Origin of the sequence: Serratia sp. CY84636, assembly GCF_052166245.1 — a bacterium.
Classification (GTDB): Bacteria; Pseudomonadota; Gammaproteobacteria; order Enterobacterales; family Enterobacteriaceae; genus Serratia; species Serratia nevei.
Map to the genome: position 1 here is coordinate 225,177 of NZ_JBJNOX010000001.1, position 18,618 is coordinate 243,794.

An 18,618-nucleotide genomic window follows, 5' to 3' on the forward strand; every position below is an offset into this window, starting at 1 on the left:
ATGCATCTCGCCGCATGCGTGCAAAGGTGATGGCACAGAGGGCCTTTGAACTTCATTAAACTGATAGGCGAGAGATGGACATACATAACATTGCCCTGAACGAGACTCTGTTGGAAAATGAGTTGGTAATATTAAACAACAATGAAAAAACGCTGTTGTTTAAAAAAGAGAATGTGCTCATTGAAATGACCGAATTACAGCGGCGCTTCATGCTGTGCCTGTTGAGCGGTATTTATAAGAAGAACGACATTATTCGTGCGGTTTGGTTTTGCAACCATGAGACCATCAGCGACAATAACTATTATCAGATGATATTCCAATGCCGCTCTTTGCTCTCCCGCCACGGTATTCCTGGCGAGGTGATCAAGACCATTCCCCGATTTGGCGTGATGTTGAGCTTTCAAGCCTGCGAGCGTGCGGCCGCTAATTTGCAGGGGGAATGCCCGTCATCATCGGCTAATAAGCGCCGGCGAACGTGGCTGGACGCCGTGAATTATAAAGTGGCTCTGGTCATCACGCTGCTGTTTTCCGTCGCGATGGTGGTCGGTATTTCCGCTTAGCGTTGGCGCCGTTGAATAACCGGGGGTGCCGTGAGCAAACGGTTGATAGACTTTTTTATGCTTCTTTTTTTTCTGACGAATCTGGCGTTCATGCTCCAGCTGGGATGGCGAATGATGGCCGGGGATGGCGCGCCCGTTGAGCCGAGCCGTGAAAACGCGCCCGGGCCGGGGCGCCATATTGTCTTTCCTCAGGAAGAGGACATCGGAAAAATTAATGACGCGCACTGGTTTGGCCGCTATCAAGCGGCGAAAGACGGCGAAAAGGCGCACGGGTATAAAGTCGGCGAATGGGCGATCGGTGCCGAGCTGCTGGCTAACGCACCGGAAGCCGCTGCGCTTGGCAAGATAGCGGGTTTGCTGTTCAGCGATAACGCCAAAAAAAGCCTGGTCATCGTCGAGCATGGCGGCAAGCAAACCGGTTATGGCGTTGGCGACCGTCTGGCCGGCAGCAATGCCGTCATCGTGCGGATAGTGAAAAATAAAATACTGCTCGATGAAAACGGCTATTACGCCACGCTGACGTTTAAAGAGTAGCCGGCGCGCCGTTTCGGCGCGGGGTGTTTTATAGCATAAGGCGACATTGTGATTACGCATTTTATTTATCGTTCCGGCCCAGGCTGGAGCGCCGGCTTATGGCGCGCGTTAGCGGCGGTGGCCGTCATGATTGTGCTGGCTGGCGCGGCGCGCGCGGAGCAATTCTCCGCCAATTTCAAAGGCACGGACATTCAGGAATTTATCAATACGGTCAGTAAAAACCTGGGCAAAACCATCATTATCGATCCGGCGGTGAAAGGTAAGGTCACGGTGCGCAGCTATGAACAGCTCGACGAGAAGCAGTATTACCAGTTCTTTCTCAACGTGCTGGATGTCTATGGCTATACGGTCATCGGCATGCCCAATAACGTCTTGAAGGTGATCGCCGCCAAAGAGGGAAAAAGAGCCGCGCTGGCACAAAACGGCGGCGAGGCGATCGCCGAAGGGGATGAAGTGGTGATGCGCGTGGTACCGCTGCGCAATATCGCGGCCAAAGACGTTTCGCCGATATTGCGCCAGCTCAACGACAGCATCGGCGTGGGCAGCGTGGCGCATTACGAGCAGGGAAACGCGTTGTTGATCACCGGCCGGGCCAGCGTGGTCAATGGCCTGCTCGAGCTCGTCAGGGAGATGGATCAGGACGATGGCAATCGGGTCGAAACTCTCGCGCTGAAGCATGCGGCGGCGCCGGAGATCGCGCGCATGGTGAACGAACTGTTTCGCGAAGAGGGCAAACGGCGCACGGCCGGCGCGAGCTCGCTGCGGCTGGTGGCGGATGAGCGGACCAACAGCGTGATGATCGCCGGGGATGATCGGAGCCGCGAACACGCCAAAGAACTGATTGACCAGCTGGATAACAAGAGCGTCACCCAGGGCAATACCCAGGTTATCCCTCTCAAATACGCCAAGGCGCAGAGCCTGGTCGAGGTGCTGACCGGCGTGAGTGCGGGCCTGCAAAATGAGAAGGAGAGCGCCGCCGCCAACGTGGCGCTGCTGAAAAATGTGGTGATCAAGGCCGATGAGCAGACCAATGCGCTGATCATCACCGCCGCGCCGGATGTGATGCGCGATCTGGAGGCGGTGGTCGCCAAGCTCGATGTGCGCCGCGCGCAGGTGCTGGTCGAAGCGGTGATCGTCGAAGTGCAGGATGGGCAGGGGCTGAACATCGGCGTGCAGTGGGCCAACAAATACGGTGGTGGCACGCAGTTCGCCGGCCAGATACCCGGGGTGTCGGCGGGGTTCGAAAACGGCATGAGCGACGTGTTCGGCAAGGCCAACGGCCTGATGACCGGTTTCTACAGCGGTAACTGGGGCGTATTGCTGACCGCCATCGCCAGCAACAACCAAAATAATATCCTGGCCACGCCGAGCATCGTCACGCTGGATAACGCCGAGGCGGAATTCAGCGTCGGGCAGGATGTGCCGATCCTGACCGGTTCGCAAACCACCAATAGCGATAACGTCTTCAATACCGTGTCGCGCAAGACGGTGGGGATCAAACTCAAGGTCAAACCGCAGATCAACCAGGGCCAGTCCGTGCTGATGCAGATCGAACAGGAGGTCTCCAGCGTTGCCGACAGCGCCGGCGCTACGCCGGATTCGCTGGGGGCGACCTTCAATATCCGCACGGTTAACAACACGGTGCTGGTGGACAGCGGCGAAACCGTAGTGGTGGGCGGCCTGTTGGACAAGTCCAACTCGGAGCTGGAGAGCAGCGTGCCGATCCTGGGCAAGATCCCGCTGGTGGGGGCGCTGTTTCGCTCGACCGCCACCAAAGCGAGCAAGCGTAATTTGATGCTGTTTATCCGCCCGACCATCATTCGCAGCACCGAGGGATATGCCCGGCAGAGCCAACGCAAGTTAGGCAATTTCGACGCCGAACAGCAGGACGATCGTGAGCTGAATGACGCACTGCGCGGCGAGATCGCCGGCGATAAGAAGGCGCTCGACAATCGGGCGTTTCTCGCCACCGTTGCAAGTATCGACGCGTTTTATTCGCGGGGAGCACGCCCGTGAAGCCCCGTTCTGCGGGGCCGCTGCTGCCTTTTTCCTGGGCGCGCCAGCATGGCGTGCTGGCCGTTGACGGGCAGCACGGTATCCAGATTTATTGTCACCCTGACACAAGCCACGCCGCATTGATGGAGGCCTACCGCTGCCTGCCCGGCGAGCCGGCGCTGGCCCGGCTGGAGGCGGAGGCTTTTGATCAACGGCTGGTGGCGCACTACCAGCAGGAAAGCGGCCAGGCGCAGAAAATGATCGACGACCTGGGCGGCGAACTGGATTTTTACGCGCTGGCCGAGGAGCTGCCGCAGCAGCAAGACCTGTTGGACGAACAGGACGATGCGCCGATTATCCGCCTGATCAACGCCTTGCTGAGCGAGGCGATCAAAGAGCGCGCCTCCGATATCCACATCGAAACCTACGAGAGCGAGCTGGTGATCCGCTTTCGCATCGACGGCGCGCTGCGGCGGATTTTGGCGCCGCAGCGCAAGCTGGCGGCGCTGCTGGTGTCGCGCATCAAGGTGATGTCGAAGCTGGATATCGCCGAGAAGCGCGTGCCGCAGGATGGGCGCATGGCGCTGAAGGTCGGCGGGCGGGCGATTGACGTGCGGGTGTCGGTGATGCCGGCTAGCCACGGCGAACGCGTGGTCATGCGCCTGTTGGACAAACAGGGCGTGCGGCTCGAACTGCCCAGCCTGGGCATGGCGCCGGCGCACCAGCAGGCGTTGCTGCGCCTGATCCGCCAGCCGCACGGCATCATTTTGGTCACCGGGCCGACCGGCTCCGGCAAGAGCACCACGCTCTATACCTTGCTGAGCCAGATCAACGATGAACAGCGCAACATCATGACGATCGAAGATCCCGTCGAGTATGAGTTGGCCGGCATTGCGCAGACGCAGGTGAATCCCAAGGTGGACATGACCTTCGCGCGCGGGCTGCGCGCGCTGCTGCGTCAGGATCCCGACGTGGTGCTGATCGGTGAGATCCGCGACGGCGAAACGGCGCAGATCGCGGTGCAGGCCTCATTGACCGGGCATTTGGTGCTGTCGACCCTGCATACCAACACGGCGATCGGCGCCGTGACCCGGCTGCGGGACATGGGGGTCGAACCGTTTCTGCTTTCGAGTTCGCTCAGCGGCGTGTTGGCGCAGCGCCTGGTGCGCCGGCTGTGCCCGCAGTGCCGCGAGCCTTATGCGTTATCTGACGCGCAGCGGCGCCTGCTGGGGCTGCCACCGACGCCGGCGGTGACCTGCTGGCGCCCGTTGGGGTGCGAGGCCTGCGGCGGGCAGGGATATCACGGCCGAATCGGCTTGCACGAACTGTTGGTGCTGGATGAACCGATGCGCATGGCGATCCATCGCGGTGACGGCGAGCTGGACATCGCGAAACTGGCCGCCGAACGCTATCTGCCGCTGCGCCAGGATGGGATCGCCAAAATGCGCGCCGGGGAGACCAGCCTGGAGGAAGTGCTGCGAGTGACGCGCGAAGGGGACGGCGATGAAGTTTGATTATCGCGCCTGCGATCGTGAGGGGCGCGCCCAGCGCGGCGTGTTGGAGGCGGATTCTCTGCGCCACGCCCGCGATCGCCTGCGTGAAAAGGGGTGGCAGGTGCTGGCGGTGCAAGCACGCAGGCGGCCCGCTTTCGCCGGCATGTTTGCCGGCCACTGGATGAGCGGCGTGAGCAGCGGCGATGTGGCGCTGTTGACCCGGCAGCTGGCGACGCTGCTGTCCGCTGCGCTGCCGCTGGAGGAAGCGCTGATGGCGGTGGCGCGGCAAACGGAGAAAAAAGGTCTGCAGGCGGCGTTGGCTCAGGTGCGGCAGCGCATTCTGGAGGGCTTTCCGCTGGCGCAGGCGCTGGGTCAGCATCCGCAGATTTTTGACCGCCTCTATTGCGCCATGGTGGCCGCCGGTGAGATTTCCGGCCATCTGGCGCCGGTGCTGGAACGGCTGGCCGACTACGTCGAACAGCGCCAGCAAATGAAGAACAAAATCGTGCAGGCGCTGGTGTACCCGATGGTGCTGACGACGGTGGCAATCGGCGTGGTGGCGATCCTGTTGACGGCGGTGGTGCCGAAGGTGATCGAACAGTTTGTGCATATGAAGCAGACCTTGCCGCTGTCGACCCGGATGCTGCTCGGCGCCAGCGACGGGCTGCGCCGATGGGGGGCGTTGGCGCTGATATCGGTGCTGACGGGCCTTGGCGCGTTCCGCTATCGCCTGCGGGATCCGGCGCGGCGCGTGCGCTGGCATGCGTTCATCCTGCGGTTGCCGGTGGTCGGCAAGCTGTCGCTGGCGGTGAACACGGCGCGCTACGCCAAAACGCTGAGCATTTTGAACGCCAGCGCGGTGCCGTTGCTGGAGGCGATGCGCATCAGCGCCGGCGTGTTGGGCAACGATGCCGCCCGCGAACGGCTGCTGGCGGCGATGGAGCGGGTGCGGGAGGGCGAAGGATTGTCGCCGTCGCTTGAGGGCACCGCGCTGTTCTCACCGATGATGCGGCACATGATCATGTCCGGCGAGCGCAGCGGTGAGCTGGACATGATGCTCGAACGGGCGGCGACGATGCAGCAGGAGGCCTTCGGCCGGCAAGTCACGCTGGCGCTGGGGCTGTTTGAGCCTTTATTGGTGATCGCGATGGCCGGTTCGGTGCTGTTTATCATTTTGGCCATCCTGCAGCCGATATTGCAGCTCAATAATATGGTCGGCTAATCATGCCGTTAATGGAGAGTAAAGTGAGTCATATCAGCAAGATGCGCAGGTCGCGGCAGCGAGGGTTTACGCTGCTGGAAATCATGGTGGTGATCGTCATTCTGGGGCTGTTGGCCAGCCTGACTATTCCAAGCCTGATGGGAAACAAGGAGAAGGCCGATCGGCAAAAGGCCGCCAGCGATATCGTCGCGTTGGAGAACGCGTTGGATATGTACAAGCTGGACAACGGGCGTTATCCCAGCGCGGAACAGGGGCTGGCGGCGCTGGTGACCCGGCCGGCGCTGGCGCCGATCCCGAGAAATTATCCCGAAGACGGTTATATCCGCCGGTTGCCGCAAGATCCCTGGGGGCAGGAGTATCGTCTGCGTAATCCGGGGCGTCACGGCAAGCTGGACGTGTTTTCTCTGGGGCCGGACGGCATCGCCGACACCGATGACGATATCGGCAACTGGGTGGCCGACGCCGACGCGCCATGAGGCGCATACGCGGCTTTACGCTGCTGGAGATCATGCTGGTATTGCTGCTGCTGGGGGTGACCAGCGGCCTGGTGATGCTGAGTTTTCCGGCGGATGAGAAAGCGTTGGCACGGCAGGGGGAGCGGCTGAACCATTGGTTGAATGCCCTCGCCGAGCGGGCCGAGCGCGAAGGGGTGAGTTATGGCGTGGCGTTCGGCAGCGGCGGTTGGCGCAGCGTTGCCGCTGCGGGGCAGGCGAGCCGGGAGGCATACGCCCTGCCGGACGGCATCGCGCTGTGGCTGAGCGTTGAAGGGCAAACCGTCGCGCTCGATGACGCGGCGGCGCGGCCGCCGCAGGTGTGGCTGTATCCGGGGGGCGAAACCACGGCGTTCAGCGTAGTGCTGTCGCAAGGGCGGTGCCTGTGGCGATTGCAGGCGCCCGGTTACTTTGTATTTGAAACGACGGACATTCGTTGCGATGACGCGGAAAATGAGACGCCAGCAGGGCATGACGCTGCTGGAAGTGATGGTGGCCTTGATGATCTTCGCCATCGGTTGCCTGGCGCTGATCAACAGCACCGGCGGCCAGGTGCGTAGCCTGAGCGAGATCGAAGCCAAGACCGTTGCGCTGTGGGTAGCGGACAACCAGCTGACGCTGCTGCAGCTCGATCCGCAGCCGCCGACGCTGGCCTGGCATTCGGGCACCACGGTGATGGCCGGTGAGACCTGGCACTGGCGTTATCGTGGGCAGGAGACCAGCGACGCCGGAATGCGGGCGATCGCGATCGAAGTCAGGCGCGATCCGCAGGATCGCAACGTGCTGGCGGAGTTACAGGCTTACCGGGGGTTGCCATGAAGCGCGCTTTGCAACGCGGTTTTACGCTGGTGGAAATGCTGCTGGCCATCGCCCTGTTCGCCATGCTGTCGCTCACCGCCCTGGCGGTCTTCAGGGGCGTGCTGAAAAACGACGAAATTACCCAGCGCAAATCGACGCAGCTGACCCAGCTGCAACGGGCGCTGGCGATCGTCGAGCGCGATTTTGCTCATGCACAGGCGCGTGCGCCGATCGGTGATAAACGCAGGCCGGCGGCGCCGGAATTCGCGGTGCTGCAGACGGCGGAGGGGGAAGACGTGGATTTTCAGCTGTTGCTGATCCGAAGCGGCTGGTCGAATCCGCAGGCCCGGCTGCCGCGTGCCACGCAGGAGCGGGTGGCCTATCGCCACCGGCAGGGGCGGCTGGAGCGCCTCAGCTACCCGAATTTGAGCAGCCCGCAGGCGACGGCGCGCAGCGTGCTGTTGCTGCCGGAGGTGACGCGGTTCCGCCTGCGTTTTTACCGGCAAGGCGAATGGTTGACGGCCTGGCGCGCCGGCGGGCTGCTGCCGCAGGCGGTGGAGATCACCGTCGAGACCCCCGCGTTGGGAGAAATACGGCGCATCATCGCGCTGCCCTCGGCGAGGCCATGATGAAAAAACAACGCGGTATGGCGCTGTTGATGGTGCTGCTGATGATGTCGCTGATGGCGATCGTGGCGGTCAATATCAATGACCACTGGCAGCGTTCGCTGGCGCGCACCCAGTCTCAGCAGGATCGGCTGAGGGCGAAATGGCTGCTGTTGGGCGGGGAGATCTACGCCCAACAGCGGTGGCGGCAGGCAGGAGAGCAGCGCAAGGCCTGGGGAGCCTCTGGGGCGGCGTTCAGTATGCGTACCGAAGAGGGGGAAGTGGCGATACGCCTGCGCCGGGTCGATGCCTGTTTCAACGTAAACGCCCTGATCCGCGCCGCCGGCCCAACGGAGGTCGGAGATAGCGAGGGGGTTCCCCCCAATAAAGAGAGGCGGATATTCATGCTGTTACTGAACAACCTGGGCATCGCCGACGCGCAGGCAGGCGCGATTGCCGATGCGATCGTCGCCCGGGCTTATGGCGAAGGGTACCTGATGGGGGATATCAGCGAACTGCGGGAGCTGGCCGGTATCGATCGTGAGCTATACCTGCGCCTCGCGCCGCAGCTTTGTGCGGCGCCGGATGCTGAATTGCAGATCAACCCGGACGCCGTGGATGAGGCCCGGTTGCCGCTGCTGCGGGCGATGCTGATGAACGCCCTGGGCGGAGAACGGCTGCGGACGTTGCTGGCGGCCCGCTCGCCGCAGGGGTGGCAGACGCTGACGTTTTTGTCGCAGGAAAAAGCGCTGCAAGCCTTGGATGACGACGCTCTCGACGAGCGATTGAAGTTCGACGACAGCCGCTGGATTGCGCAGCTGCAGCTGACGCTGAATGACGGGCGCTATCGGCTCGTCAGCGCGTGGCAACCGGGCCAGTCAGGCATCACGGTCAGCGGACGCCAGTTCGACAGTGGGGAGGGGTAAAGGGTGGCGAACACAATCCTGCTTATCGCGCTGAGCGAGGACTCGATGGCCGATGTGCGCTGGGGCCACGTCGGCGAGACGCGCTGCCGCTTTGGCGCCCGCCTCGATCTGACCGACGGCGGCGGCGAGTTGGCAGCCATGGCGCAGGGCAGCCGAGTCGTGGTACTGGTGCCTGCCCGTCATGTGGTGCTGAGACAAACGACATTCCAGGGCAAGGCCCGGCAGGCGACGCCACTGGCGCTGGCCTACGCCCACGAGGCCGGGCTGTTGACCGATACCGAGCAGATGCACTGGGCGGTGCTGGGCAAGGCGCAGCGTGATTTCACCCTCGCCGGCGTCGCGCTGGCGCAGATGCAGGGCTGGGTCGAGCGCCTGAGCGCCTGCGGCATTCGCGCCGATAAAATGCTGCCCGACGTGCTGGCATTGCCGCTGCCGGGCCAATGCAGCGCGCTGCGCTGGCGCGATCGCTGGCTGATCCGAACGGGGAATGGGCAGAGCTTGTCGCTGCCCGATGCCTGGCGGGATTGCACTCCGCTGCCGACGCCGGATTGGTGTTTGCACTGCGGCGGGGAGATTCCGGCGGGCTGGGAAGCGGCGCGCATTGACGAGGATCCGCTCTGGCAACTGGCGCAAGAGGCCTGGAGCAGCCCCGCCACGCTGCTGCAGGGGCGTTTCAAACCGAGTGTACGCTGGCCGCGTCGCCTGCCCGATAAGACCGTCTGCGCGCTGCTGTTGCTCAGTGGTTCGCTGCTGGTGGGCGGTTTGCATCACCAACAGATGGCCCGGCAGAACGAGAGCCGGATAGCGGTACTGTCTCAGCGCCTGCTGCCTGGCCAGACCGCGCCGGCGTTTGCGGAACAGGCGGCGAAAGCGCAGGTGCGGCGTATGCAAGACGCCCTGAATGCGCCGCAGCTGTTCAGGCTGCTGCCCTACGCGGCCGGGGCACTCGCTTTATGGGCGCCCCCGCAGCTGCAGGCGCTGGCTTTCGACGCTGCCGACGATCGTCTGGTGGTGACGGTGAACAGAAACGACGTGCCGCTGCCGGCACCGGTTAACGATGGCGAGGTCAGTATGACGTTCAGCGAAGGCGGCGCACCCAACCAGGCGGTCCTGACGGTGAGAGGTGAGCGATGAATATCGGGTGGCACGATAAGGCGTTGCGGCGGGCGGTGTTGTTAAGCCTGTTGTTGTTGGTAGCCTGCGGCTACTGCCTGTATCAGTTTTCACAGGCGCAGAAAAGCGCACAACGGCTGGCGGCGCTGCAGGGTCAGGCACGTGTCATCCAGCAACTGCAGGCTCGCTTGCCGCCGGGCGCCGCTGCGCGCGAGCAACTGCCGGAGCGGCTGCGGCAGAGCGCGCAAGCGTACCGCATTCCCCTCGCCGACCTGACGGAAAGTGACGCGGAGATGCGGGTGAGGCTGCCGCCCGTGCCGTTCGAAAGCCTGCTGTCGTGGTTGGCTGCCCTGCAGCGCGAGCACGGTATCCGCGTGCTCGCGCTCACCGTGGAGCGCGCGGGGCAGGCGCCGGGCGTAGTGCAGGTCAGTCGGCTACAGGTAACGACGCAGCCGCCGATGTAACCCACGCTAACGAATCATCAGGAATCAGAAAAATCATGCTATTCGCCCTAAACGCGGCGGCGGATGAACACTGGCTGTTATTTAGCGCCGTGTTGAGTCTGTGCGTCGGCAGTTTTATTAACGTGGTCGTTTATCGGCTGCCTATCATGCTTGAGCGTGAAATAGAAACGACGCAGGCCGAGCGATTTGATCTCGTTTGGCCGCGTTCATTTTGCCCGTCATGCATAAAACAATTATCGGCGTTCGATAATATTCCGCTATTAAGTTGGCTGCTGTTGCGTGGCCGCTGTCGTTATTGCCGCAGCCCTATTCCCGTGCGTTATCCACTGGTGGAGTTATTTCTGATGCTGATGGGAATCATGCTGGCCTGGCGTCTCGGCATCGGGGTTGATTGGTTTTTCATGCTGGCGTTTGTTGCGTTGTTGCTGGCGCTGGCGGCGATTGACAGCGAGCGCCAACTCCTGCCGGATTGCCTGACGCTGTCGCTGTTGTGGGGCGGGTTGCTGTGGCATTGCCTGGCGCACCCGGCCTTTTTGCCGGCGGCGGTGGTCGGCGCGATGGCGGGCTATCTGACGCTGTGGCTGCTGTATTGGGCATTTCGTCTGGCGACCGGCCGCGAGGGGCTGGGATACGGCGATTTTAAACTGTTGGCGGCGCTTGGCGCCTGGGGCGGGTATGCCGCTTTGCCGTCGATCCTGCTGTTTGCTTCCGCCGGCAGCCTGCTGTGGCTGTTGTTGCGCGTATGGCGCGGCGGTGATGGAACTCAGCCCCTGCCTTTCGGGCCGGGGCTGGCGACGGCGGGCGCAGGCGCGGTGGCCTGCCAATGGTTTGCGCTGCCGCTGGGGGGCTAACGGAGCTGGGCTAGAAAGGGCGCCAGTGACCGATTGAATTCGCTGCACTTCTCCTGCAGCGGCGTGGCGTCGGCCGCCAGCTGTGCGGCGACGCGTTGACCTGCAGCAAGCAACTGGGCGCGATTGAGCGCCGGCGACCACCCTTTTTTCTCTGCTTCCTGCAGCGCCGCCGCCGTGAGCTTATCGTCGGCCGGGATGTCGGCGCGATTGCAACGCTCTCTCAAAAACAAGCCGGCGCCGACCAGCGACGACAGCTGGTCGCGTTGGGCGGCGGCGTCAGGGGCCGATTTGGCGGCGTGCTGGCAGCCGGAGAGCAGCAGGGAGGCCAAGACCGCTGCGGCGATATTTTTCAATGTCACGTTATTCTCTCTGTGGAATAGGAACGGTGCGCTTATTTCTTTCGCCGCAAGGCGGCGCTTCGCGATTTCCGGATTATTTTAAACGTTTGTCATGCCATTTAATATCTTGGCCGTATTAGGTTTTATTATTTTAATGCATTCTAAGTGCCGGGCGTTCAGGGCTTCTACTTATTATTCCTCTCGCGGTATCGCCGCATCTCTTTGAGTTTCTTCTCACTCAGTTGGAATCCAATAAATTTAACTGGAGTCGTAATGAAATTATCCAAAATCGCCCTGATGATGGCAACGCTTGCTGCCTCGTCGGCCGCCTGGTCGCATGGGTATATCGAAGTTCCCGAAAGCCGCGCCTACAAGTGCAAGCTGGGCAGCAACACCGACTGCGGCCGGGCGCAGTGGGAACCGCAGAGCGTTGAGCAGATTTCCGGCTTCCCTGGCGGCGCTACGCCGCTCGACGGCCAGCTGGCCAGCGGCGGGGTTAATGGCTTCGAACCGCTGGATCGCCAGGGCGTCAACGTCTGGGCGTTGAACACCATGAAGCCGGGGCCGCAGACGTTCACCTGGTACCACACCGCCAAGCACAAAACCAATAACTGGCGTTACTACATCACCAAACAAGACTGGGACGTGAACAAGCCGCTGTCGCGTGAGGCTTTCGAAAAAGAGCCGTTCTGCGAGGTTGATGGCCATGCTCAGGCGCCAAAAGATCGCGAAGTGCACCAGTGCGTGGTGCCGGAGAGAACCGGCTATCAGGTGATTTACGGCGTGTGGGAAATCAATGACACGGTGAACAGTTTCTATCAGGTGGTTGACGTCAACTTCGAGGACGACGGCGTCGTATCCGAATGGCGCAAGCAGCTGCAGGGATCCCTCACCGGTAAAAACCTGCAGGTTGGCGATAAAGTGATCGCTCGCTTCTTCGACGCGAGCGGCGAAGTGCTGGCGATGAAAACCGAGCTGGCGATCGACAGCGAGGCGCTGACCGACAAAAACCGCTGGAGCCACGCACTGGCAACCAAGATCAACGTCGAGCAGAAAACGGTGCGCGCCGGAGTGAAAGACGGCAAAGGCAACGTCAACCCGGTATTCGGCAATAACGCGGTCTTCGCCAAGCAGGGTAGCCCGATGAAGAGCGTAGTGATCTCCTATGAGGAAGAAACGCCGGCCATTACCGAGGAGATCCGCATCGGCAATCTGTCCAGCACCAAGATCAAGGACGGTAAAGCCCAGCTGACCTTCAATGCCGAGGTCAAAGGCAAGCTGACGGTTGAAGCGCGCGTTTACGATCACGGCCAGACGGAGAAAGGCTATGTGAAAGAGACGCTGGAAGACGCCAGCCAGCCGCTGACCATCGCGCTGACCAACGTCAGCGAAGGCCACCACATGCTGAAAGTGATCGCCAGCAACGACAACGGGCAGAGCATTCAGCCTGATATCGAAAACTTCAACCTGGAAGCAGACTCCACCGGCGGTGGCGGCAACGGCGACTACAACTTCGTCTTCCCGAACGAGCTGAGTAAATACACCGCCGGCACCACGGTGCTGCAGCCGAAGAACGGTAAGGTGTATCAGTGCAAACCTTTCCCTTACAGCGGTTACTGCATGCAGTGGAACAGCGGCGCGACTCATTATGAGCCGGGCGTGGGATCCAACTGGCAGGATGCCTGGATCCTGAAAAAGTAAGCGTAAATCGGATAGCCAAGCGGCCAGCGATGGCCGCTTTTCAAGGAGTTTTATGTCACACGAACCTGCCCGTTACGATCTTTTCAGTCGGTTACTGCATTGGGGCATTGCCGCGGTCATGATCTACGTAATGATCGTTGGTTATTCGCTGCATTTTATGACGGATGCGCGCATCTTCGCTTTTTTCTCCGTGACCAATATGTCGTTGGCCTTGGTGCTGACACCGCTGATGGCGGCGCGCTTTATCTGGCGCTTTTTCCGGCCGAAGGTGCCCTATGGCGATATGTTGCAAGGGCACCAGAAGGGATTGGTGCATTTGCTGCACGAAATATTCTACCTGCTGATTTTCGTGGTGCTGCTCAGCGGATTCCTCATGCTGGAGCACGGCTTTGCCGTTTTCGGCGCGATTGACTTCCCACGCCCGATTGCAAATCTCGACGTTAACCGCTTCTTTTTCGCCGTGCACCGTTATGCGTGTATCGCGCTGTCGGCCATGATCGTGCTGCACGTCGCGGCGGTGATTAAACACCACTGTTTTGCCCGGCAGGCGATTTTGCGCCGCATGCTCTGATTTTACGGGGCGATCACGCCGCCCGGAGGCAGTGCGGCGGCGTGGCCGCGAGGAGCATAGGGGAGTTGGCGGCATGGCCGTTACGCTGGTGGCCGTAAAGCAGGGGCGAGAGTCATCACGCGTTAATCGCGTTATACCCCGAACAGGAACAGAGAAGTGTGTCTATTTATTATTAACGATAAAGATGAACGTAATTAACATTTCATTGTCAATAGGAAAAATACGTATTCAACGTGGACATTGAAGCCGATAAAAGCATCGGCTCAACGCGTTGGGGTCTGATTACCTGACATATTTCCAAACGGAGGTGGGGATTTTGTCATACAGTTTGTTCATGGTGAGCTCCGCCAGACGGTGATCGGCCGCTGAGTAAAACAGCTCCAGTTCATCATCGGAAAGCTCGTACTTATTTTTCTCAATAACACGTTCGAGAGTATCAATCGTGGTGCATTTACGTAAACGCATCAGATAGTCGGTTTTAGTCATGGTGGCCTTTTAGTTTAATAACCGTAAAATAGCTCGGGAATAATTATCCCCTAAGTTTTCATTGTCGTACAGATGTCCTCTCCTGAGAACATTCTGAATAATCTCGCCTTGGTCTTTTGCCAGCGGCGCAGGTCGGAATCATTGATACCGTAGCTGCTGAACAGCGTATAAGTATCGTCGAGATATTCTTCGACTAACTCCGACAGGTCTGATTCGTCCATGTATTTAATTTTATAACTCATCACAAACGAAGCGATATGTTCGATCAACTCATTAAGCTGCAGGTTGACGGAGGATGTCGGATCGTTGACCCACCCGTGGTGGCTGTCTCCCAGGGTCGCGATGCCTTCATCATACAAATTTTCGCACAAGAATTTGAGCTGAGCAATGTCGTGTCGCTTAGGCGAATACTCATCCATATCATCCCCTCCGTAAGTCTTAATTGCGGTGTGATAACACTATGTGAGTAAGCTGATTTACATCATGAACGGAGGCAGCTTAACGGTGGTTAAATAAACTTCCCGTAAAATGAATATAAATCATTTTTTCGCGTTTGGCCTGCAGTTATTACGTAAACTTACAATTCATCCGCAGTTGATGGACGTGAGTTATCAATGATGTCGAAGATTAAACCCCGCGCCGTCACTCGAAACCGGACGCTGTCGTTGATGATATCTTCGCTATTGATATCCAGACAGGCATTAAAAATGCCCCACTTATAGCGATAACTCATTGAATAACCGCCGTCACCTTGTGGCACTATATCAAGTATTTCTAATGAATCCTCGGCATAGCGTGCGCTTTCAGAATAAAAACTGAGTCCGCTGGTCAGCGCCGGCACTAACTCCGCTATATTGTCATTAATCACTTTCTTTAATTTTTTAACAGAAAGTGCGTTCACTTCCAGGCTACAGGCAAGGGTAACAAGCATTAATCTCGGCCAACAGCAATGTTATCTGCTTATCTTACTCCTTTTCCGGCCTCGTCGGTAAATTTTTCGATTTACCGCAGTTCTTTACCCTATGCCAACATTTCTGTCGAACGGGAATATCCCTGAGGTTGATAAGGGGGAACGTGGCGGGGGAGAGCGCGCTGCGCGGGGCTGTTACGTTCCGTTGCATTAATTGGCACGGCAGAGCTTGAGACGTCGCAGTGAGTGTGATGTTATATTATAACCATTAATTCATCGCGTTGATCACGACATTGACTCCCTCTTCACAACATGACGCCGCGTCGTCACTGAATTCGCTGTTTACCACCTCCGCTGCCGTGCGCTGTGCGGGGGCCGTTGCGCTGCTGGCCCTGCTGTGGCTCGGCATTTTCTGGGCGGTGTCGCTGCCATGATTACCTTGCGTCAGCTGGCGATTGGCTATGGGGCCACGCCGCTTTTCCCGCCGCTGAGCGGGCAGTTTACCGCCGGATCGCTCACTGCGGTGGTGGGCGTCAACGGGGCAGGTAAGTCGACGCTGCTGAAAACCTTCGCCGGATTGTTGCCGCCGTTGGGAGGCAGCCTGAGTTTTAGCGGCGGAAAGCCACCGCGCAGAGCGTATTTACCGCAGCAGGCGGAGCTGGACCGGCAGTTCCCCATCGCGGTGAGCGATCTGGTGGCGATGGGCTGTTGGCCGCAAAGCGGCATGTTCGGCGGCATGAACAAGCGTGCGGCGAGCCAGGTCAATGAGGCGCTGGCGAACGTTGGCATGAGTGCGCTGGCGCACAGCCCGGTGGGCGAGCTGTCTGGCGGCCAGCTGCAGCGAGTGCTGTTTGCACGCCTGCTGGTCCAACAGGCGCCGCTGATCCTGCTGGATGAGCCTTTTACCGGCATCGACAGCGCCACCACGCAAATTTTGCTGCAGGTGATTGCGCAGCTGCACCGGCAGGGGAGAACGGTGATCGCCGTGCTGCACGATATGTCGATGGTTGCCGAGCATTTTCCGCAGGCGCTGTTGCTGACGCCGCAGGCTTGCCACTGGGGCGCGGCCGAGCGAGTGCTGGAGCAGGTGCCGAGGTATCACGCCACTGAACGGCAGCCGGATCTGCGGGCGGTGTCGCCATGATGCTGTGGCATGCGCTTATCGATCCTTTCCTCTCTTTCGGTTTTATGCGCCGCGCGCTCATGGCGTGCCTGGCGTTGTCGCTCAGCGCCGCCCCGCTGGGCGTGTTTCTGCTGCTGCGCCGCATGAGCCTGGTAGGGGATGCCTTGTCACACGCGGTGTTGCCGGGCGCGGCGATCGGCTATCTGATCTCCGGCATGTCGCTGGTGGCGATGGGCGTGGGCGGCTTTATTGCCGGGCTGGCAGTAGCGATGCTGTCCGGTCTGGTGAGCCGCCGCACGCCGCTGAAAGAGGATGCCAGCTTTGCCGGGTTCTATCTGGGGTCGTTGGCGCTGGGGGTCACGCTGGTCTCGCTGCGCGGTTCCAGCGTGGATCTGCTGCACGTGCTGTTCGGTTCGATTCTGGCGGTGGATGCACAGGCCATGGTGATGGTCGGTGCGATCGCCTCGGTTTCGCTGCTGGCGCTGGCGGCGCTGTATCGTGCGTTGGTGATCGAATCCTTCGACGTGACTTTTCTGCGCGTCAACGCGCCGCGCCGCTTGGCGCTGATCCACGGCCTGTTTCTGGCGCTGGTGGTGGTCAATCTGGTGGCGGGATTCCAGATCCTTGGCACCTTAATGTCGGTGGGGCTGATGATGTTGCCCGCCGCCAGCGCGCGCTTCTGGGCGCGCAATCTGCCGCAGACGCTGGCGACGGCGATGGGCATCGGCGCGCTTTCCAGCGTGATTGGGCTGGTGTGGTCCTATTACGCTTCGCTGCCTGCCGGCCCGGCGATCGTGCTCAGCGCCAGCGTCATCTTTTTCGTTTCGATCCTGTTTGGAACGCGCGGAGGCATTTGCGCCTTCGCGCGCCGTTGAGAAGTGCCATTTGCAAGGAGAAAGTATGAAACGTTTACCTATATCGCTGGCGGTCGCTGCTCTGCTGGCCAGCCCATGGGCGATGGCGAAGACCGTTGACGCCGTCGCCAGCTTTTCCATTCTGGGCGATATCGTCAAACAGGTGGGCGGCGATCACGTCAAGGTCAGCACGCTGGTGGGGCCGGATGGCGATCCGCACAGCTTCGAGCCCTCACCGCAGGACGGCAAGAAGCTGGCTCAGGCTGATGTGGTGTTCGTCAGCGGCCTGGGGCTGGAAGGGTGGATCGATCGCCTGGTCAGCGCCTCGGGTTATAAAGGGCAGGTGATCACCGCTTCACAGGGGATCAGTACCCGCCAGATGGAAGAGGACGGGAAACCGATTACCGATCCTCACGCCTGGAACAGCATGAAAAACGGCGTACAGTACGCTACCAACGTGATGAATGCCCTGATTGCCGCCGATCCCGAGGATGCCAACTATTTTCGTCAGCGCGGAGCCGACTATATTCAGCAACTGCAAAAGCTGGATCTGTGGGCCAAAACCCAGTTCGCGGCAGTACCGCCACAGAAACGTAAGGTGCTGACTAGCCATGATGCTTTTGGCTACTTTGGGCAAGAGTATGGCGTCACCTTCCTTGCCCCGGTCGGATTTTCCACCGAGGCAGAAGCCAGCGCCAGCGACGTGGCGGGCCTGATCAAGCAGATCAAACAGGAAAAGGTTAACGCTTACTTTATCGAAAATCAGACCGATCCGCGGCTGGTGAAACAGATTGCCGCCGCCACCGGCGCCAAGGCGGGCGGCGAGCTGTACCCTGAAGCGCTCTCCCGCGCGGGCGGCCCGGCGGCCACCTATGAGCAGGCGTTCAAGCACAATGTCGACGCGCTGCTGAGCAGCATGAAGTAATCTCCGCCCCCGCCTGCCGGCGGGGGACGGCCTACAGGCACTTTCTCGCCATAAAAAAAGCCCCGTTGAGCAGCAACGGGGCTTTGCGACAGATGACACTTTGGAGTTAACGCTTTTTCTTACGTCCCTGTACCGCTTTGAATCGCGGATTGCTTTTACAGATCACATAGATGCGGCCACGACGACGCACGACTTTGCAATCCGGGTGGCGATTTTTCGCCGAACGCAATGAACTCAATACCTGCATGGGGGTTCCTTGTTACTTATTGCCGATAAAGCGGCCAAAGCGCTGCTGGAAGCGCGCCGTGCTGCCTTCTTTGGAATAGTCTTTCTGCTTGCCGGTGTAATACGGGTGCGAAGCGGAAGAGACGTCGAGGGTGACATACGGCCAGCTTTCGCCGTCCAGTTCGATGGTGCGATCGGTTTTGATGGTCGATCCCACTTTGAAGTAGGCATTGGCGCTGACGTCGTGGAACACCACTGTGCGGTAATCGGGGTGGATGCCGGGTTTCATAATGGCTCTCTCGTGTAATGTTATACTATAACAATAATTATGCGCCGACCTGGCATTGCGATCAAGCGCAAATTGCACACAAGAGTGAATTAATGAGAACGGTTTGCATTAAGCAACTGAAGCAAAAGAAAAAGGCCGCATGCG

General features: G+C 59.9%; 25 protein-coding genes. 19 read left to right on the top strand and 6 right to left on the bottom strand.

Going from position 1 to position 18,618, the window contains the following annotated elements; all coding sequences use genetic code 11:
• The first annotated feature begins 74 nt into the window (after window positions 1-74).
• The 13 genes from ACJ8QI_RS01150 (at window position 75) to ACJ8QI_RS01210 (ending at window position 11,052) form a co-directional block, all read left to right on the top strand.
• On the top strand, window positions 75-560 hold the full coding sequence (locus tag ACJ8QI_RS01150) for a winged helix-turn-helix domain-containing protein (protein WP_060440572.1): 486 nt from the start codon (window positions 75-77) through the stop codon (window positions 558-560).
• A gap of 30 nt (window positions 561-590) precedes the next feature.
• Window positions 591-1,094 carry a type II secretion system protein N gene (locus ACJ8QI_RS01155; RefSeq protein WP_072265459.1) on the top strand — a complete coding sequence of 168 codons (504 nt, stop codon included), beginning with the start codon at window positions 591-593 and terminating at the stop codon, window positions 1,092-1,094.
• 126 nt (window positions 1,095-1,220) lie between these two features.
• On the top strand, window positions 1,221-3,110 hold the full coding sequence (gene gspD / locus ACJ8QI_RS01160) for a type II secretion system secretin GspD (RefSeq protein WP_442532126.1): 1,890 nt from the start codon (window positions 1,221-1,223) through the stop codon (window positions 3,108-3,110).
• A complete protein-coding gene (gene gspE / locus ACJ8QI_RS01165) occupies window positions 3,107-4,603 on the top strand; it encodes a type II secretion system ATPase GspE (protein WP_060440571.1) in 1,497 nt (498 codons plus the stop codon). Before gspD ends, gspE begins: the two co-directional genes overlap by 4 nt.
• Entirely contained in the window at window positions 4,593-5,804 is a 1,212-nt protein-coding gene (gene gspF, locus ACJ8QI_RS01170) for a type II secretion system inner membrane protein GspF (protein WP_442531969.1), read from the top strand. Before gspE ends, gspF begins: the two co-directional genes overlap by 11 nt.
• A 41-nt stretch (window positions 5,805-5,845) precedes the next feature.
• Complete coding sequence (gene gspG, locus ACJ8QI_RS01175) at window positions 5,846-6,280, top strand: type II secretion system major pseudopilin GspG (RefSeq protein ID WP_047730782.1); 435 nt, start codon at window positions 5,846-5,848, stop codon at window positions 6,278-6,280.
• Window positions 6,277-6,855, top strand: coding sequence for a prepilin-type N-terminal cleavage/methylation domain-containing protein (locus ACJ8QI_RS01180; RefSeq protein WP_072265458.1), 579 nt, complete (start codon window positions 6,277-6,279; stop codon window positions 6,853-6,855). The genes gspG and ACJ8QI_RS01180 overlap by 4 nt, the downstream gene beginning before the upstream one ends.
• The gene (gspI, locus tag ACJ8QI_RS01185) at window positions 6,767-7,114 is read left to right on the top strand and encodes a type II secretion system minor pseudopilin GspI (protein ID WP_047728681.1); all 348 of its coding nucleotides are present in this window, start codon (window positions 6,767-6,769) and stop codon (window positions 7,112-7,114) included. Before ACJ8QI_RS01180 ends, gspI begins: the two co-directional genes overlap by 89 nt.
• Window positions 7,111-7,722 carry a type II secretion system minor pseudopilin GspJ gene (gene gspJ, locus ACJ8QI_RS01190; RefSeq protein ID WP_060440570.1) on the top strand — a complete coding sequence of 204 codons (612 nt, stop codon included), beginning with the start codon at window positions 7,111-7,113 and terminating at the stop codon, window positions 7,720-7,722. Before gspI ends, gspJ begins: the two co-directional genes overlap by 4 nt.
• Window positions 7,719-8,624 (top strand): type II secretion system minor pseudopilin GspK, encoded by a 906-nt coding sequence (gene gspK, locus ACJ8QI_RS01195; RefSeq protein ID WP_442531970.1) that lies wholly within the window; start codon window positions 7,719-7,721, stop codon window positions 8,622-8,624. Before gspJ ends, gspK begins: the two co-directional genes overlap by 4 nt.
• A 3-nt stretch (window positions 8,625-8,627) precedes the next feature.
• Window positions 8,628-9,758 carry a type II secretion system protein GspL gene (gene gspL / locus ACJ8QI_RS01200; protein ID WP_187322082.1) on the top strand — a complete coding sequence of 377 codons (1,131 nt, stop codon included), beginning with the start codon at window positions 8,628-8,630 and terminating at the stop codon, window positions 9,756-9,758.
• Window positions 9,755-10,201 carry a type II secretion system protein GspM gene (gene gspM / locus ACJ8QI_RS01205; RefSeq protein ID WP_084826740.1) on the top strand — a complete coding sequence of 149 codons (447 nt, stop codon included), beginning with the start codon at window positions 9,755-9,757 and terminating at the stop codon, window positions 10,199-10,201. The genes gspL and gspM overlap by 4 nt, the downstream gene beginning before the upstream one ends.
• Window positions 10,202-10,236: 35 nt before the next feature.
• Window positions 10,237-11,052, top strand: coding sequence for a prepilin peptidase (locus tag ACJ8QI_RS01210; protein ID WP_060423416.1), 816 nt, complete (start codon window positions 10,237-10,239; stop codon window positions 11,050-11,052).
• Here the strand turns inward: ACJ8QI_RS01210 and gspS are convergent.
• Window positions 11,049-11,411, bottom strand: a complete 363-nt coding sequence (gene gspS, locus ACJ8QI_RS01215; RefSeq protein WP_060423419.1) for a type II secretion system pilot lipoprotein GspS — start codon at window positions 11,409-11,411, stop codon at window positions 11,049-11,051. The two genes, ACJ8QI_RS01210 and gspS, sit on opposite strands and share 4 nt — an antisense overlap.
• Window positions 11,412-11,663: 252 nt before the next feature.
• Between gspS and gbpA the strand changes: the two genes are divergently transcribed.
• Window positions 11,664-13,091, top strand: a complete 1,428-nt coding sequence (gbpA, locus tag ACJ8QI_RS01220) for an N-acetylglucosamine-binding protein GbpA (protein ID WP_060423422.1) — start codon at window positions 11,664-11,666, stop codon at window positions 13,089-13,091.
• A gap of 52 nt (window positions 13,092-13,143) precedes the next feature.
• The gene (locus tag ACJ8QI_RS01225) at window positions 13,144-13,662 is read left to right on the top strand and encodes a cytochrome b (RefSeq protein ID WP_047728667.1); all 519 of its coding nucleotides are present in this window, start codon (window positions 13,144-13,146) and stop codon (window positions 13,660-13,662) included.
• Between the two features lie 282 nt (window positions 13,663-13,944).
• Here the strand turns inward: ACJ8QI_RS01225 and ACJ8QI_RS01230 are convergent, their stop codons facing one another.
• The 3 genes from ACJ8QI_RS01230 to ACJ8QI_RS01240 form a co-directional block, all read right to left on the bottom strand.
• Window positions 13,945-14,148 carry an HHA domain-containing protein gene (locus ACJ8QI_RS01230; RefSeq protein WP_004940313.1) on the bottom strand — a complete coding sequence of 68 codons (204 nt, stop codon included), beginning with the start codon at window positions 14,146-14,148 and terminating at the stop codon, window positions 13,945-13,947.
• Between the two features lie 50 nt (window positions 14,149-14,198).
• Window positions 14,199-14,567, bottom strand: a complete 369-nt coding sequence (tomB, locus tag ACJ8QI_RS01235) for an Hha toxicity modulator TomB (RefSeq protein ID WP_004940312.1) — start codon at window positions 14,565-14,567, stop codon at window positions 14,199-14,201.
• 158 nt (window positions 14,568-14,725) lie between these two features.
• A complete protein-coding gene (locus tag ACJ8QI_RS01240; protein ID WP_060423427.1) occupies window positions 14,726-15,079 on the bottom strand; it encodes a hypothetical protein in 354 nt (117 codons plus the stop codon).
• 272 nt (window positions 15,080-15,351) lie between these two features.
• On the opposite strand from ACJ8QI_RS01240, the gene ACJ8QI_RS01245 reads away from it, so the two are divergent.
• From ACJ8QI_RS01245 to ACJ8QI_RS01260, 4 genes are read left to right on the top strand one after another with little or no spacing between them, the layout of a single operon-like run.
• A complete protein-coding gene (locus tag ACJ8QI_RS01245) occupies window positions 15,352-15,492 on the top strand; it encodes a hypothetical protein (protein ID WP_154292170.1) in 141 nt (46 codons plus the stop codon).
• Entirely contained in the window at window positions 15,489-16,202 is a 714-nt protein-coding gene (locus ACJ8QI_RS01250) for a metal ABC transporter ATP-binding protein (protein WP_060423430.1), read from the top strand. Before ACJ8QI_RS01245 ends, ACJ8QI_RS01250 begins: the two co-directional genes overlap by 4 nt.
• Window positions 16,199-17,056: a metal ABC transporter permease gene (locus ACJ8QI_RS01255; RefSeq protein WP_038874980.1), complete on the top strand. Its 858-nt coding sequence runs from the start codon at window positions 16,199-16,201 to the stop codon at window positions 17,054-17,056. The genes ACJ8QI_RS01250 and ACJ8QI_RS01255 overlap by 4 nt, the downstream gene beginning before the upstream one ends.
• Window positions 17,057-17,081: 25 nt before the next feature.
• The gene (locus tag ACJ8QI_RS01260; RefSeq protein WP_089185570.1) at window positions 17,082-17,960 is read left to right on the top strand and encodes a metal ABC transporter substrate-binding protein; all 879 of its coding nucleotides are present in this window, start codon (window positions 17,082-17,084) and stop codon (window positions 17,958-17,960) included.
• A gap of 106 nt (window positions 17,961-18,066) precedes the next feature.
• Here ACJ8QI_RS01260 and ykgO read toward each other — a convergent pair whose 3' ends face one another.
• Both ykgO and ACJ8QI_RS01270 read right to left on the bottom strand, forming a co-directional pair.
• Window positions 18,067-18,207, bottom strand: a complete 141-nt coding sequence (gene ykgO / locus ACJ8QI_RS01265; protein WP_004940304.1) for a type B 50S ribosomal protein L36 — start codon at window positions 18,205-18,207, stop codon at window positions 18,067-18,069.
• A 12-nt stretch (window positions 18,208-18,219) separates the two neighbouring features.
• Window positions 18,220-18,474 carry a type B 50S ribosomal protein L31 gene (locus ACJ8QI_RS01270; protein WP_004940303.1) on the bottom strand — a complete coding sequence of 85 codons (255 nt, stop codon included), beginning with the start codon at window positions 18,472-18,474 and terminating at the stop codon, window positions 18,220-18,222.
• Window positions 18,475-18,618 lie beyond the last annotated feature (144 nt).

Coding starts and splice junctions, on each gene's coding strand:
- ACJ8QI_RS01150 (WP_060440572.1), top strand. CDS start 75: ATGGACATACATAACATTGCCCTGAACGAGACTCTGTTGGAAAATGAG.
- gspD (WP_442532126.1), top strand. CDS start 1,221: ATGATTGTGCTGGCTGGCGCGGCGCGCGCGGAGCAATTCTCCGCCAAT.
- gspF (WP_442531969.1), top strand. CDS start 4,593: ATGAAGTTTGATTATCGCGCCTGCGATCGTGAGGGGCGCGCCCAGCGC.
- gspG (WP_047730782.1), top strand. CDS start 5,846: ATGCGCAGGTCGCGGCAGCGAGGGTTTACGCTGCTGGAAATCATGGTG.
- ACJ8QI_RS01180 (WP_072265458.1), top strand. CDS start 6,277: ATGAGGCGCATACGCGGCTTTACGCTGCTGGAGATCATGCTGGTATTG.
- gspI (WP_047728681.1), top strand. CDS start 6,767: ATGACGCTGCTGGAAGTGATGGTGGCCTTGATGATCTTCGCCATCGGT.
- gspJ (WP_060440570.1), top strand. CDS start 7,111: ATGAAGCGCGCTTTGCAACGCGGTTTTACGCTGGTGGAAATGCTGCTG.
- gspK (WP_442531970.1), top strand. CDS start 7,719: ATGATGAAAAAACAACGCGGTATGGCGCTGTTGATGGTGCTGCTGATG.
- gspM (WP_084826740.1), top strand. CDS start 9,755: ATGAATATCGGGTGGCACGATAAGGCGTTGCGGCGGGCGGTGTTGTTA.
- ACJ8QI_RS01210 (WP_060423416.1), top strand. CDS start 10,237: ATGCTATTCGCCCTAAACGCGGCGGCGGATGAACACTGGCTGTTATTT.
- gbpA (WP_060423422.1), top strand. CDS start 11,664: ATGAAATTATCCAAAATCGCCCTGATGATGGCAACGCTTGCTGCCTCG.
- ACJ8QI_RS01225 (WP_047728667.1), top strand. CDS start 13,144: ATGTCACACGAACCTGCCCGTTACGATCTTTTCAGTCGGTTACTGCAT.
- ACJ8QI_RS01230 (WP_004940313.1), bottom strand. CDS start 14,148: ATGACTAAAACCGACTATCTGATGCGTTTACGTAAATGCACCACGATT.
- tomB (WP_004940312.1), bottom strand. CDS start 14,567: ATGGATGAGTATTCGCCTAAGCGACACGACATTGCTCAGCTCAAATTC.
- ACJ8QI_RS01240 (WP_060423427.1), bottom strand. CDS start 15,079: ATGCTTGTTACCCTTGCCTGTAGCCTGGAAGTGAACGCACTTTCTGTT.
- ACJ8QI_RS01250 (WP_060423430.1), top strand. CDS start 15,489: ATGATTACCTTGCGTCAGCTGGCGATTGGCTATGGGGCCACGCCGCTT.
- ACJ8QI_RS01255 (WP_038874980.1), top strand. CDS start 16,199: ATGATGCTGTGGCATGCGCTTATCGATCCTTTCCTCTCTTTCGGTTTT.
- ACJ8QI_RS01260 (WP_089185570.1), top strand. CDS start 17,082: ATGAAACGTTTACCTATATCGCTGGCGGTCGCTGCTCTGCTGGCCAGC.
- ykgO (WP_004940304.1), bottom strand. CDS start 18,207: ATGCAGGTATTGAGTTCATTGCGTTCGGCGAAAAATCGCCACCCGGAT.
- ACJ8QI_RS01270 (WP_004940303.1), bottom strand. CDS start 18,474: ATGAAACCCGGCATCCACCCCGATTACCGCACAGTGGTGTTCCACGAC.